The sequence below is a fragment of the Blastococcus sp. SYSU DS1024 genome, from assembly GCF_054050795.1.
In genome coordinates this window covers 249,651-262,243 of the sequence record NZ_JBJHAA010000002.1, presented here as the reverse complement: position 1 = coordinate 262,243, position 12,593 = coordinate 249,651, and the positions used below count along the sequence as shown (strand labels likewise).

Genomic DNA, 12,593 nt, shown 5'->3' with positions numbered 1-12,593 from the left:
GACCCCCGGTCGGCGGCGACCGGAGGAAACCCCCATGTCCCAGCACCGCCCCGCATCCGACGAGACAGTGCGCCTGCGTCCCGACTCCGGCGACGGGCCGCCACCGCCCACGGGCTCGGTCCCGGCCTACGAGCCCGGGCCGGACGACACCCGTCCGGTGGGCCGGGACTGGCAGGCCGGCACGCCCGACCCGTCCTCGGTCACCGCGGAGCGCCCGAGCACCGCGGTGAGCCCGAGCACCGGGTCCGACCCGGTCGACGACGACGCCACCAGCACGAGCCGCATCCCGGTGGACGCGGACGCGCCCGCCGCGGACGACGACAGCGCACGGACCGCCGTCGTCCCTCCCGTCGAGGACCGCGACGACACGGACACCACGCCCCACGAGCCGGCCCCCCAGGACGCCGGTGCAGCCGGTCCCCCGCCGTCCGGACAGGAGGCCCACGGCGGCCCGCGCGGCCCCTGGTGGCGGCGCCGCGCCGCCCTGGTCCCCGCCGGTGTGCTGGCCGCCCTGGCCGCCCTCTACGGCATCGACCTAGCCGTTTCCTCCGGAGAGGTGCCGCGGAACACCGTCGTCGCCGGTGTCGACGTCGGCGGGCTCTCCCCCGCGGCGGCGGCCCAGCGACTGGAGGAGCAGCTCGCCCCCCGCGTCGTGGCCGACCACCCCGTCACCGCCGCCGACGTGACGGCCACCCTCTCCCCCGCCACGGCGGGCATCACCCTCGACGTGCCCCGCACCGTGGACGCGGCCGAGGAGCAGCCGCTGAACCCCTGGACGCGGCTGGTCACGGTCGTCGCCGACCGCGAGGTGGAGCCGGTGATCACCGGCGAGGAGACGGCGCTGAACGCGCAGATCGAGGGCATCGCCGCGCAGGTCGACCGGGCTCCGCAGGACGCCACGATCGCCATCGAGGGCACCACGCCCTCGGTCGTGGAACCGGTGGACGGCCGGACGCTCGACCGGGAAGGCGCAGCCGAGGCGATCACCGATGCCCTGGCCTCCGGCGGGGACCCCAGCACGCCGATCGAGCTGCCCGTGGACGTGACGCCCGTCCGGGTCGACGCCGAGGAGGCTCGCCGCGTCCTCGAGGAGACGGTCACCCCCGCGTTGTCCGCGCCGGTCCAGGTCGTGAGCCAGGACGGCGCCACCTCCGCCGAGGTGCCGGCGGACGCGATCGCCGGCTCCCTGACCTTCACGCCCCAGGACGACGGCGAGCTCGCCGTCGGGCTGGACCCCGAGGCGCTGCAGGCGGCCCTCGGCGATGAGCTGTCGGTCTTCGGCACCCCGGCGCAGGACGCCACCTTCGACGTGTCCGGCGGCTCGGTGAGCGTCGTCCCGTCGGTCGACGGGACCGGCATCGCGCCGGCCCGGCTGGCCGAGCAGCTGCTGCCGGCGCTGACCGAGGACGCGCCCCGGACGGTCACCGCCGAACTGGGCCCCGTACCCGCGAACTTCACCACCGAGGAGGCCGAGGCCCTCGGCATCCGCGAAGAGATCTCCAGCTTCACCACCAACATCGGCAACCCGGCCAGCGGGACCAACATCCGGGTGGTGGCCGAAGAGGTCGACGGCGCGATCATCATGCCCGGGGAGACGTTCAGCCTGAACGGCTTCACCGGCCCGCGCGGCCTGGCGCAGGGCTACGTCGAGGCCGGCGTCATCAACAACGGCGAGTTCACCACCGCCGTGGGCGGCGGCATCAGCCAGTTCGCCACGACGATGTTCAACGCCGTCTTCTTCGCCGGTCTCGAGGACGTCTTCCACAAGCCGCACAGCTTCTACATCAGCCGCTACCCGGCGGGCCGCGAGGCGACGGTCTACTACGACTCGATCGACCTCAAGTGGCGCAACGACGGGGACACGGGCGTCTACGTCGACACCACCTGGACACCGGGGACGATCACGGTGACCTTCTACGGGACCCCGCGCTACGAGATCCAGTCGATCAGCAGCGAGCGCTACAACATCCGCCAGCCGGTCGTGCAGAACAAGCCGGACAGCCCCACCTGCGAGCCCCAGTCGGGGTCCACCGGGTTCGACATCACGGTGACCCGCGTCTTCCGCGCCCTGGACACGGGTGCGGAGGTCAAGCGGGAGCAGTTCCGCACCCGCTACGCCGCCGAACCGGTGATCAACTGCGTCCCCGCCGAGCCGGCCCCGCCGGGCCCGGAGGGCACCGCCCCGGGCGGCTCCCCCGCGCCCGGCGGTCGGCGCCCGCCGCGTCCGCGGGTGGCCTGACGCAGGGGTCCGGGACGTCGGGCGGGGTGCCGGGGGCGGGCATCCCGCCGATCGATGCAGGCGCGGCCGTGCACACTGTGCAGGTGAGCGCCGTCCTCCCCAGCGGCTCCCGCGCCCGGGCCGGCGCGGGCGAGCCGGGGCACCCCGCTCCCGGCGCCTCCGGTGCGACCCGGGCCGATGTGCCACCGCCGTCCCGGCTGCGCCGGTGGCCGACCCCGCTGCGGGTTCCGCTGCAGGTCCTCGGACGCACGCTGGCGAAGGCCTGGCAGGACCGGATCATCGGGCTGTCGGCCGAGGCGGCGTTCTGGCAGATCCTGTCGGTACCGCCGCTGCTCATCGGGTTGCTCGGCTCGTTGGGCTACCTGGGCTCCCTGATCGGCGACGACGCGGTCACGATGATCGAGGAGCAGTTGCTCGACGCCTCGTCCGAGGTGCTGACCAGCGACGTCGTCGACGACCTGGTGCGCCCGACGCTGACCGACATCCTCGGCTCGGGTCGGCTCGAGGTGGTCAGCGTCGGCTTCCTGGTGTCGCTGTGGGCGGGGTCCTCGGCGACCGCCACCTTCATGAACACCATCGTCATCGCCTACGACCAGCGGGACGTGCGTGGGCCGGTCCGCACCCGGCTGAAGGCGCTCTGGCTCTTCGTCGTCGGGCTGTTCCTGGCGGTGCTGACGCTGCCGCTGCTGGTGCTCGGCCGCGGCACGCTGGTCGGCCTCGTCCCGCCCGACTGGCGGGGCACCACCGACATGCTGATCAACGCCGTCTACTGGCCCATCGTGGTGATCGGCCTGCTGCTGGCGCTCACCAGCTTCTTCGACGTCGTCCTGCCGCACCGGCTGCCGTGGCGCCGCCAGCTCCCCGGCGCGCTGCTCAGCCTCGGCTTCTTCCTGGTGGCCGCGCTGCTGCTGCGCGCCTACGTCGGCACCTTCCTCACCACCGCCCTGCCCTACGGAGCGCTGGCGGCGCCGATCGGCGCGCTGCTGTTCTGCTTCTTCTTCGGCATGGCGGTGCTCCTGGGTGCGGAGCTCAACGCCACCATCCAGGCCCGCTGGCCGGCGCCGTTGCGCCGGCACGAGCGCCGCCGCCGGGAGCGGCGGCAGGCCAAGCTCGACGAGGAGGCCCGCCGGCTCGGCCTGCGGTAGCGCTACTCCTTGCGGAGCTGCTGGTAGACCTCCTTGCAGGCCGGGCACACCGGGCTGCCGGGCTTGGGGCTCTTGGTCACCGGGAAGACCTCGCCGCACAGCGCCTCGACCATGGTGCCCATGACGGCGCTCTCGGCGATCTTGTTCTTCCGGACGTAGTGGAAGACCTCGTTGGCGTTGCCGGTGTCGGAGTCGCGGACGTCCGGCCGCTCGAGGATGTCGCTGCTGCTCATGCGGTCTCCCTGGTCGACGGTGCAGTCGTGCGCCGGCCGCGCGGCCGGGGTCGCCGCGGTGCTCGGCGCACCCGGTGACCATGATGACAGGGTGCTGCCCGCAAACACCGCTCCCCGCCCGGTCCTGTCCCCCGAGGTCGCCGACGCCCTGGCCGACGGCCGGCCCGTCGTCGCGCTGGAGAGCACCCTGCTGGCCCACGGCCTGCCCCGGCCGGACAACCGGGCGGCCGCCGACGACGTCGAGGCGGCGGTCCGGGCCGGCGGCGCGGTCCCGGCGACCATCGCCGTCCTGGACGGGACCCCGCACGTCGGGCTGACGGCCGCGCAGGTCGACCGCGTGTGCGCCGACCCGGACCTGGCCAAGCTGGGGGTCCGCGACCTGCCGGTGGCCGCCGCCCTGGGGATGAGCGGCGCGACCACCGTGTCGAGCACCGCGCTGCTGGCCGAGGCGGCCGGGGTGGCCGTGTTCGCCACGGGCGGGCTGGGTGGGGTGCACCGGCAGGCCGTCGACACCTTCGACGAGTCCGCCGACCTGACGGCGCTCTCCCGCACCTCCCTGGTGGTGGTGTGCGCGGGCGTGAAGTCGATCCTCGACGTCCCCGCGACCCTCGAGCGGCTCGAGTCGCTCTCGGTGACCGTGGTCGGGTACGGCACCACCACCTTCCCCGGCTTCTACGTGGCCGACTCGGGCTCGACGGTGGACTGGTCGGTGGCCGACCCCGAGCAGGCCGCCGCGGTGTTCGCCGCCCGCCGCGGGCTGGCGCCCGGCGCGGTGGTCGTGGCCAACCCGCTGCCCGCCGACGAGCAGCTGGACCCGCGGCTCCACGACCGGGTGATCGCCGACGCGCTGACCGCGGCCGACGCGGCCGGGGTCCGCGGGAAGGACGTCACGCCCTTCGTGCTCGACCACCTGCACCGGGCCAGCGACGGCGCGACGCTGGCGGTCAACGTCCGGCTGGTGCTGCGCAACGCCGAGCTGGCCGGCCGGATCGCCGCGGCGCTGGCCGCCTGAGCGCGGCCGTGCCCGCTCCTGTCGTCGTGGTCGGCGACGTCGCCACCGACGTCGTCGTCGTCCTCTCCGGGGATCCGGCGCCGGGGTCCGACCGGCCCGCGCGGATCGTCAGCCGCGGAGGAGGCGCGGGGGCCAACGTCGCGGTGCACCTGGCCCGGCTGGGCACCGCCGTGCTGCTGGCCGGCTGCCTCGGGGACGACGCCGCCGGGGCGGGCCTGGCCGCCGAGCTGTCGGCGGCCGGGGTGCAGCTGCGGCTGCGCACCGTGCCCGGCGCGGCGACGGGCACCATCGTGAGCCTGGTGGAGCGCGACGGGCAGCGCAGCATGCTCGCCGACCGCGGGGCGAACCTGGCGCTGCGCGCGGCCGACGTGCCGCTCCCCCGCCCCGGCGGCCACCTGCACGTGTCGGGCTACACGCTGCTGGACCCGGCGCCACGGGACGCCGGGCTCAGCGCGCTGCGGGCGGCGGCCGCGGCCGGTTGCACGGTGTCGGTGGACCCGGCGTCGACCGGCCCGCTCCGCGCCTACGGGGTGGAGCGCTGGCTCGACGACACCGCCGGCGCGACCCTGGTCCTGCCCAACGCCGACGAGGCGCGGCTGCTGACCGGCTGCGCGGACGTGGCCGACGCGGCCAGGGCCCTGGCCCGCCGGCACCCGGTCGCGGTGGTCACGCTCGGGGCCGACGGCGCGCTGTGGGCGGCGGGCGAGGAGCTCGTGCACCGGCCCGCCCGTCCCGCGACCGTGGTGGACACCACCGGTGCCGGCGACGCGTTCGCCGCCGGCCTGCTCGCCGCGTGGCTCGGCAGACCGGGGTGCTCCCCCGCGGCCGCGCTCGACGCCGGGCTGGCCTGCGCGGCCGGGGTGGTCGGTCATCCCGGAGCGCGCTGACCGGCTATCCGTCGATGACGCGACCCGACCGGGCGGGGTTCTCCAGCACCCGGTCCGGGCGGGCGTCCACCCCGGCCAGGCGGGTCCGGTTCTTGGGCGGCCGGTCGTTGGCCATGACGACCGCGACCCACGGCAGCACCGTGCCCAGGATCGCGAGGATGATCATCAACCAGACGATCTTGTAGAAGACGGCGGCCAGGATCAGCGCCAGGCCGCGGATCGCCATGGTGATCACGTAGCGCCGTCTGCGGGCGGCCTGCTGGTCGGTCAGGCTCGGCGCCGCCTCGGTGATGAGCACCGGCTCCGGCTTGCGCGACCGCGGGAACTGCTGGCTCGAGGCCACGGGCACCCTTCCCTCCGCTGGCCGGTGTCCGCGGGGGATCAGCCCCGCCGGCTCCCCGGACCACCCCCATGGTGCCACCGCGTGGAGCCCGGCGCAGCCGCCCCGGTCAGCCCGTCGTCGCCTGCTTCGCGGCCTTCGCGGCCTGCTTCTGCTCCTGCTTGAACGCGCGAACCTCGGCCAGGGTCTCCGGGCCGGTGATGTCGGCGACCGAGCGCCGGGAGCCGTCGACGCCGTAGTCGCCGGCCGCCTCCCGCCAGCCGGGCGGGGTGACGTCGTACTGCTTGCCGAGCAGCGCCAGGAAGATCTTCGACTTCTGCGCTCCGAAGCCCGGCAGCTGGTTCAGCCGCTTCAGCACCGTGGCGCCGTCGGGGGCGTCGGCCCACAGCGCCTCCACGCGGCCGTCGTAGCGCTCGACGAGGACCCGGCACACCTCCTGGGTCCGGCCGGCCATCGACCCGGGGTAGCGGTGCAGCGCCGGCGGCCCCTGGAACACCCGCACGAGCTCCTCGGGGTCCATCGCCGCGAGCTGCTCGGCCGAGAGGGTGTCCACGCCGAGCCGGTCGGCCAGCAGGCGCGGGGCGCCGAAGGCGCGCTCCATCGGGAACTGCTGGTCCAGCAGCATCCCGATTAGCAGCGCGAGGGGGTCACGGCCGAGCAGTTCGTCGGCCGCGGGGTCCTGGGCGATGCGGAGAGTCGGCACATCGAGATGGTGCCGTAGAGCGATCCCGTCGCAGTCACCACCGTGCACCGCGGGCCGTATGGCTCTGCCGGTGGACGATGCGCCTGCCAGAGACCTCGTTCACGGCCTTGTAAACGAGTGCTGATTCTCGGCTTCGCTTTACTCCGGCAACCACCACGCCGTCCGCATCCCGGGCGCCACTTCCTGACATGCATAACGAGCCGGCGCGCGGTAGCGTCGCGACGGTAGTTGAGTATTCAATGAGATGCGCCGACTGCGCCCGCCATGTCCGAACCCACGCGCTACAGGGAGAACCGTGCCCAACATCGCTGTCGTCTACTACTCGTCGACCGGGAACGTCCACCAGCTCGCCGACGCTGTTGCTGACGGCGCCCGTGAAGCGGGGGCCGAGGTCCGCCTGCGTCGAGTCCCCGAGCTGGCTCCCGAGGAGGCCATCGACTCCAACCCGCTCTGGCGCGCCCACGTGGACACCACCGCCGATCAGGTCGAGGTGGCCACGCCGGCGGACCTCGAGTGGGCCGACGGCTACGCCTTGGGCACGCCGACCCGCTTCGGCACCCCCGCAGCCCAGATGAAGCAGTTCATCGACACCCTCGGTGGGCTCTGGTTCACCGGGAAGCTGGCCAACAAGGGCGCCACCGCCTTCACCAGCGCCCAGAACGTCCACGGCGGCCAGGAGTCGACGATCCTGACACTGTTCAACGTGTTCTCCCACTTCGGGGCGGTCATCGTGCCGCCGGGCTACACCGACCCCCTGCTGTTCGAGGCCGGCGGGAACCCCTACGGCGTCTCCAACGCCTCGGGCGGCCAGGCGGCGACCGCCAACCAGGCCGAGCTGGCCGCGGCCCGCTACCAGGGCCGCCGCCTCGCCGAGGTGACCGCCAAGCTCGTCGCCTGACATGGATCACGGTTCCTGGGGCTGCTCCGCGGACTCGCCCCAGGAACCGCCAGATCCACGATCCCGGCGCTACCGCCGCAAGGTCGCCAGCGCCTCCCCCGCCCATACGGCACGGAGCGCGAACGCCACCCCGTCACGGGGTCACGGGGCGCGTCGGCTGCCGACCTTCCAGGGGCCGCGCGGGTAGCGAGTGACTCTCGCGCCGCGGACGCTCCACGGGAAGGCGCGGTCAGAACCGGCCCCTCTCGTCGCGGCGGGTCGGACTGCAGTCGACTTCTTCAGCTGCTTCGTCGACGCATGTGCAGGTCCAGCAGCATCCCGATCAGCAGGGCCAGCGGGTCGCGGCCGAGCAGCTCACCGGCGGCGGGATCCTGGGCGATGCGGAGAGTCGGCACACCGGAATGGTGCCGTAGTCCGATCCCGGCGCGATCAACTGCCGGATGGGTCGCCCTCGCCGAAGACCGCGTCGGCGGGCTCCGCGGGTGGTCGCGAACCGCGAGAGGATCGGGGGATGCGGCGTCCTCCAGCTCCCCGGGCCGTGCTGGCGGTGGGGCTGGTCGTGACCGTGCTCGCCATCGCCGGGCTCGTGTGCCATCCGGCCGTGCGCGCGACCGCCAAGTCGGTGTTCGTGCTCGACGGCGCACTCGACGGTCCGCTCCCCCGACCGTGGGCGCGGCCGGTCGAGCGCACCGAGCAGGAGATCGGGGACGTGGTCGTCGACCGCTACGCGCCCGCTGCCGACGCGCCGCCGGTCCTCGTGGTGCCCGGGGCGGCTCCCGCCGGACGGGACGACGAGCGTGTCGTGTCCCTGGCCTCGTCGCTGGCCGCCGCGGGGCGGGAGGTGGTGGTCCCCGAGCTGAGCCTCTACGACGAGGTGCTGGACGTCGACGACGTCGCCCGGGTGGTGGAGGTGGCCGCGGAGCTCTGCCGCGGGGGCGATGAAGTGGTGTTCCTCGGGTTCTCCTACGGCGGGTCCCTCGCCCTGGTCGCGGCCGCGGACGAGCGCGTGGCCGGCTGCATCGACCTGGTCGCGACCTTCGGCGCCTACGCCGACCTGGTCGGGGTGCTCCAGGCAGCGGTGACCGGGGTGTCCGTGGTGGACGGTGAGGTGCACCCGTGGCGGGGCGCCGACGAGTCCGTCGTCCGCACGGTGCTCCGGGACGCCGCGACGCAGCTGGTACCCGAGGACCAAGGGGAGCCGCTGCGCCGCGCGCTCGAGCAGCGGGACCCGAGCGGTCTCCCCGCTGCCGTGCGCCTCGTCTACCGCATGGCGACCACCGACGACCCGGTGCTGGTCGCCGACCTGGCCCGGAACCTGCCGCCGCCCGGGGACGCCCTCGTCGAGACGTTCTCGCCGGTCGCCGTCGCCGACCAGGTCGAGGCCGACGTGCTGGCCGCACACGCCCTCGACGACCCGGCCGTACCGGTCGCGGAGCTCCTGCGCCTCCAGCAGGCCTTCCCCGAGGCAGAGGTGGCGGCCGTCCGCTCCTTCGACCACGTCGACCTGTCCGCGGACGCCGATCTCGGCGCCCTGCTCAGCGATCTGGTGACGGCGTGGGCGTTCATGCAGGCCGTGCTCCGGCCGCAGGAGGACTGGCCGTGGGACTAGGGAGCCTGCTGGACGCCGAGGGCGGTTGGTCGCCACCCGGGTGCCCGGTTCAGGGCGCCACCTCGTCGACCAGGTCGTCCGCGGCCTCGCGCTTGCGCCGCACCAGCACCTCGCCGCCGCCCCAGAGCGCCCCGAGGCCCGCGACGATCAGCCCGATCAGCACCCAGGGAGGATCGGGCCACTCGATGATCGACTGCACGTGGCGGTGCAGGAACCCGATGAGGACCGCACCCCACCAGGCGATCTGGGACACGAGCAACGAGAAGGAGAGCCGGAACAGGACGGTGGTCGGCACCTCGCTGCCCTGTTCGTAGCCCCGCACCTTGTCGTGGAGCACGTGCAGCAGGATGCCGTTGAGCCCGATGAGGACGACGAAGAAGAGCTTGACCACCAGCAGGTTGTCGATCTCGCCCTTGAGCACGAGCAGGGGGATCCCGGAGGCCACCATGACGCCCCAGCCCACCCAGACGAACTTCTCCGTCACGCTGCTCACGCGCACGAGCTGCGGGAAGCGGACCCGGTCCCGGATCCACAGCAGGCCGTAGAGGTCCGTCACCAGCACCGATCCGAAGCCCAGGACCAGGCCGGCGAGGTGGACGAAGAGCAGGAGGAAGAAGGGCGTCGTTTCCATCGCACCTCGATCGGGTTGCTGGGCGGAGGGGCTCGTGGGCTGCCCGCCCTGTCACGGTCGTGACGACGCGGATCCGGCGGCCTTACCCCGGAGGCCCGCCGTGGATGCCACCGGAGAAGGCCCCCGTCGGTGGCCGGCCTGGCGGCCGGGCCTAGTCCGAGACCTCCTGGGCGGCGGCGTCACCGGAGGAGACGAGGAGCCGCTCGGCGAACGCGGCCTCCAGGCTCTCGGTGATCAGGTAGACCAGACCGGCGACGAACGGGGCCAGCGCCCAGACGGCGACGTGAGAGAACGACGCGCTCAGCAGCGCGGCGGCGCCCAGGCCGACGAGCACGGACAGGATGTTGAGGCTGGTGCCCAGCGCCAGGGTCTGCGTGGGGTGCTGGGGCATCGGCCGTCGGAAGCCGGCCGAGAGGAGACCCTCGAGGAGCGTGAAGGACATCACCGCACCGGCCGCGTACAGGAAGATGCGCGGCAGGTCGGGCGATCCCTGCGTCACCTGGCAGATCCCGAACGTGACGGTGACGAGGATGGAGAAGCCGAAGGTGGTGCTCTCCCGCCCCACCGTGCTCCGCATTCCCCGGACGACGGTGCGGCCCACGCTCTCCGTCTCGTTCGCTCCCGGCACGACGTCCCCCCTTGCGACACCAGCGCGCTCCCGTGATCGCGATCCGCTGTGGCTTCCGGGGTTACCCGGACCCGCCGATCCATGCGTCCGCAGAGAGTCCGTGGTGGCACCGCTGCCCACGACTGCCGGTCCGCCCTGATCGGTGGGCGCACCGGGACGGGCCGACGCCGGCTCCCCGCCCGATCACGGTCGTCGACCGGTGTGCCGGAGAGCGCGGTGCCCCGGCGCGGCCCGCCCGCGCCGCGCCGCGCCCGATCCTGGCTGGCGCGACGGAGGCACTCCGGCTGAGCTTGTCGTCGGCGTCGACAGCGACGCCCTGACACCGATGGAGGTCACCCGCGTGAACCAGACCCAGTTCCTCTGGGACGGCTGGGAACCGATCCTGCGCATTCTCCTGGTCGGCACCCTCGGCTACGTGTGGCTGGTGCTGCTGCTGCGCGGCACCGGCCCCCGCAACATGGCCAAGATGACCCCGTTCGACTTCGTGATCACCGTCACGCTCGGCTCGGCGTTCGGCCGGGTGCTCACCGCCTCGGAGGTGCCCATCTCCGAGGCGCTCGTGACGTTCGCCCTCCTCGTCGCGCTGCAGTGGCTGTTCGCCGCGGGTCGCGCCCGGTGGCCCGCCCTCAAGCGGATGGTCGACCCCGGTCCCACGCTGCTCTTCCACGACGGGCGCCCGCTGGACCGCGCCCTGCGCCGCCACCGGATGATCGAGGCGGACCTGCACTCGGCGGCGCGGGAGAAGGGCTTCGGGTCGCTCGACGACGTGGCGGCGGTGATCCTGCAGGCCGACGGCACGTTCGCGGTGATCGGCGCGGGCAAGATGGGCGACGGCGCCTCGGTGCTCCCCTTCACCTCCGCCGGGACGTGACGACGGCGGCGCGCCGCTGGGACGCGCCGCCGCGCCCCGGGTCAGTCGCCCCGGGGGTGACCACCGCGCCCGCCCGGGCCGGTCTCCTCGCCGGCCACCCGTTCGGTGATCCGCTCATCCAGCCCGGCGAGCCGCGCGTCGGCCTCCTCCTGCGTGAGGTCGCCGTCCGTCACCGCCTGGTCGAGCCGCTCCTGCTGTGCCGCCACCAGCGCGTCGACCAGGGCGTCGACGGCCACGCCCTCCTGCTCGGCGACGTCGGCTCGCGACGTGCCCTCGGTGGCCAGCGCTTCCCGGAGCTCGTCCTCGGTCAGGCCGAGCGCCGTCGCCGCGGTGGCCAGGTCGAGCCGGCCACCGCGGCCGTGACCGCCGTGCCCGCCGAGCCCGGCCTCGGCCAGCGTCGCGGCCACCTCGTCGGCCTGCTCGCCGGTGATCGACCCGTCCTCCACCAGGCCGGCGAGCGCGTCCCGGATCCGGTCCGGGCGAGTGGTCGACGACGCCTCGTCCGCCAGGGCCGGCACCGCGACCGCCAGCCCCCCGCCCAGTGCCAGCACCCCGGCCGTCGTCATGGCGATGATCCGCTTCTTCCGCACGTTCCCCTCCTCGCTCCCGGTCGGTCTGCCGCGACCGATCCGGCAGCACCATCGGCGCCGCAGCTGTGGCGGGCCTGTGCGCCACCCCTGCCGCTGGCTGTGGATCCGCCGGAACCCGGCCGTCGGCGGACGGGTCGCGCGAGAATGCCGTGGTGCGTGCGGTGGTGAGCCGGGTGGCTACAGCGGCTGTAACGGTGGACGACGTGGTCGTGGGCGAGATCGGCGCCGGCTTGCTGTCACTGGTCGGAGTGGGCCGGGAGGACGACTCCGACCGGGCGCGGGCACTGGCCCGGAAGATCCACGAGCTGCGCGTCTTCCCCGGGCCGGACGGCGCCGTGTCGGCGTCCGACCTCGGTCTGCCGCTGCTCGTCGTCAGCCAGTTCACGCTCTACGCCGACACCCGCAAGGGTCGCCGCCCGTCGTGGCAGGACGCCGCCCCCGGCGAGCTCGCCGAACCGCTCGTCGACGAGGTGGTGGCCGAACTGCGCCGCCGGGGCGCGACGGTGGCCACCGGGGTCTTCGGCGCGAGCATGCGGGTCTCGTCGGTGAACGAGGGGCCGATGACCCTCCTCCTGGAGGTCTGACCAGCGGAAGCCGTCCCGGGTCGAATCACATGACTGGGGCCCCGCGGCACCGGGTACGGGTGGGTGACCGAAGACACTCCCTGTCGGTTTGCTGTGAACGGCGGGTTCGTGGAACACCGACCCCCGTGGCGGCCGTTGTGCAGGGCGTACCACACCGGACAGAGAAGAGCGGGACCGGCCGGTGACCCCGTAGCCGTGGCCCCGCTCCACGCCTGGATCGCAC

At 74.0% G+C, this 12,593-nt stretch carries 14 protein-coding genes; 8 read left to right on the top strand and 6 right to left on the bottom strand.

Annotated elements, in window-relative coordinates; translation table 11 throughout:
• Window positions 1–34 precede the first annotated feature (34 nt).
• Window positions 35–2,239, top strand: coding sequence for a VanW family protein (locus tag ACI79S_RS02905; protein WP_456591941.1), 2,205 nt, complete (start codon window positions 35–37; stop codon window positions 2,237–2,239).
• An 83-nt stretch (window positions 2,240–2,322) separates the two neighbouring features.
• Window positions 2,323–3,384, top strand: coding sequence for a YihY/virulence factor BrkB family protein (locus tag ACI79S_RS02900; protein ID WP_456591940.1), 1,062 nt, complete (start codon window positions 2,323–2,325; stop codon window positions 3,382–3,384).
• A 2-nt stretch (window positions 3,385–3,386) separates the two neighbouring features.
• Here the strand turns inward: ACI79S_RS02900 and ACI79S_RS02895 are convergent, their stop codons facing one another.
• Window positions 3,387–3,617, bottom strand: coding sequence for a DUF3039 domain-containing protein (locus tag ACI79S_RS02895; protein WP_456591939.1), 231 nt, complete (start codon window positions 3,615–3,617; stop codon window positions 3,387–3,389).
• Window positions 3,618–3,708: 91 nt separating this feature from the next.
• Between ACI79S_RS02895 and ACI79S_RS02890 the strand changes: the two genes are divergently transcribed.
• Together ACI79S_RS02890 and ACI79S_RS02885 are read left to right on the top strand one after the other, a co-directional pair.
• Window positions 3,709–4,629 carry a pseudouridine-5'-phosphate glycosidase gene (locus ACI79S_RS02890; protein ID WP_456591938.1) on the top strand — a complete coding sequence of 307 codons (921 nt, stop codon included), beginning with the start codon at window positions 3,709–3,711 and terminating at the stop codon, window positions 4,627–4,629.
• Window positions 4,630–4,637: 8 nt separating this feature from the next.
• Window positions 4,638–5,516, top strand: a complete 879-nt coding sequence (locus tag ACI79S_RS02885; protein ID WP_456591937.1) for a carbohydrate kinase family protein — start codon at window positions 4,638–4,640, stop codon at window positions 5,514–5,516.
• A 4-nt stretch (window positions 5,517–5,520) separates the two neighbouring features.
• On the opposite strand, the gene ACI79S_RS02880 is transcribed toward ACI79S_RS02885, so the two are convergent.
• Both ACI79S_RS02880 and ACI79S_RS02875 read right to left on the bottom strand, forming a co-directional pair.
• A complete protein-coding gene (locus ACI79S_RS02880) occupies window positions 5,521–5,865 on the bottom strand; it encodes a DUF3099 domain-containing protein (protein WP_456591936.1) in 345 nt (114 codons plus the stop codon).
• A gap of 100 nt (window positions 5,866–5,965) precedes the next feature.
• Window positions 5,966–6,559 (bottom strand): HhH-GPD-type base excision DNA repair protein, encoded by a 594-nt coding sequence (locus tag ACI79S_RS02875; protein WP_456591935.1) that lies wholly within the window; start codon window positions 6,557–6,559, stop codon window positions 5,966–5,968.
• Window positions 6,560–6,854: 295 nt separating this feature from the next.
• Between ACI79S_RS02875 and wrbA the strand changes: the two genes are divergently transcribed.
• Window positions 6,855–7,457 carry an NAD(P)H:quinone oxidoreductase gene (wrbA, locus tag ACI79S_RS02870; RefSeq protein ID WP_456591934.1) on the top strand — a complete coding sequence of 201 codons (603 nt, stop codon included), beginning with the start codon at window positions 6,855–6,857 and terminating at the stop codon, window positions 7,455–7,457.
• A 511-nt stretch (window positions 7,458–7,968) separates the two neighbouring features.
• Window positions 7,969–9,066, top strand: coding sequence for a hypothetical protein (locus ACI79S_RS02865; RefSeq protein WP_456591933.1), 1,098 nt, complete (start codon window positions 7,969–7,971; stop codon window positions 9,064–9,066).
• A gap of 49 nt (window positions 9,067–9,115) precedes the next feature.
• Here ACI79S_RS02865 and ACI79S_RS02860 read toward each other — a convergent pair whose 3' ends face one another.
• Window positions 9,116–9,697, bottom strand: a complete 582-nt coding sequence (locus ACI79S_RS02860) for a hypothetical protein (RefSeq protein ID WP_456591932.1) — start codon at window positions 9,695–9,697, stop codon at window positions 9,116–9,118.
• A 151-nt stretch (window positions 9,698–9,848) separates the two neighbouring features.
• Window positions 9,849–10,274, bottom strand: a complete 426-nt coding sequence (locus ACI79S_RS02855) for a hypothetical protein (protein ID WP_456591931.1) — start codon at window positions 10,272–10,274, stop codon at window positions 9,849–9,851.
• A 391-nt stretch (window positions 10,275–10,665) separates the two neighbouring features.
• Here ACI79S_RS02855 and ACI79S_RS02850 point away from each other — a divergent pair, with 391 nt between their 5' ends.
• Window positions 10,666–11,196 carry a DUF421 domain-containing protein gene (locus tag ACI79S_RS02850; RefSeq protein WP_456591930.1) on the top strand — a complete coding sequence of 177 codons (531 nt, stop codon included), beginning with the start codon at window positions 10,666–10,668 and terminating at the stop codon, window positions 11,194–11,196.
• 41 nt (window positions 11,197–11,237) lie between these two features.
• Here the strand turns inward: ACI79S_RS02850 and ACI79S_RS02845 are convergent, their stop codons facing one another.
• Entirely contained in the window at window positions 11,238–11,786 is a 549-nt protein-coding gene (locus ACI79S_RS02845; protein ID WP_456591929.1) for a hypothetical protein, read from the bottom strand.
• 149 nt (window positions 11,787–11,935) lie between these two features.
• On the opposite strand from ACI79S_RS02845, the gene dtd reads away from it, so the two are divergent.
• Window positions 11,936–12,370 (top strand): D-aminoacyl-tRNA deacylase, encoded by a 435-nt coding sequence (gene dtd / locus ACI79S_RS02840; RefSeq protein ID WP_456591928.1) that lies wholly within the window; start codon window positions 11,936–11,938, stop codon window positions 12,368–12,370.
• The last annotated feature ends 223 nt before the right edge of the window (window positions 12,371–12,593 follow it).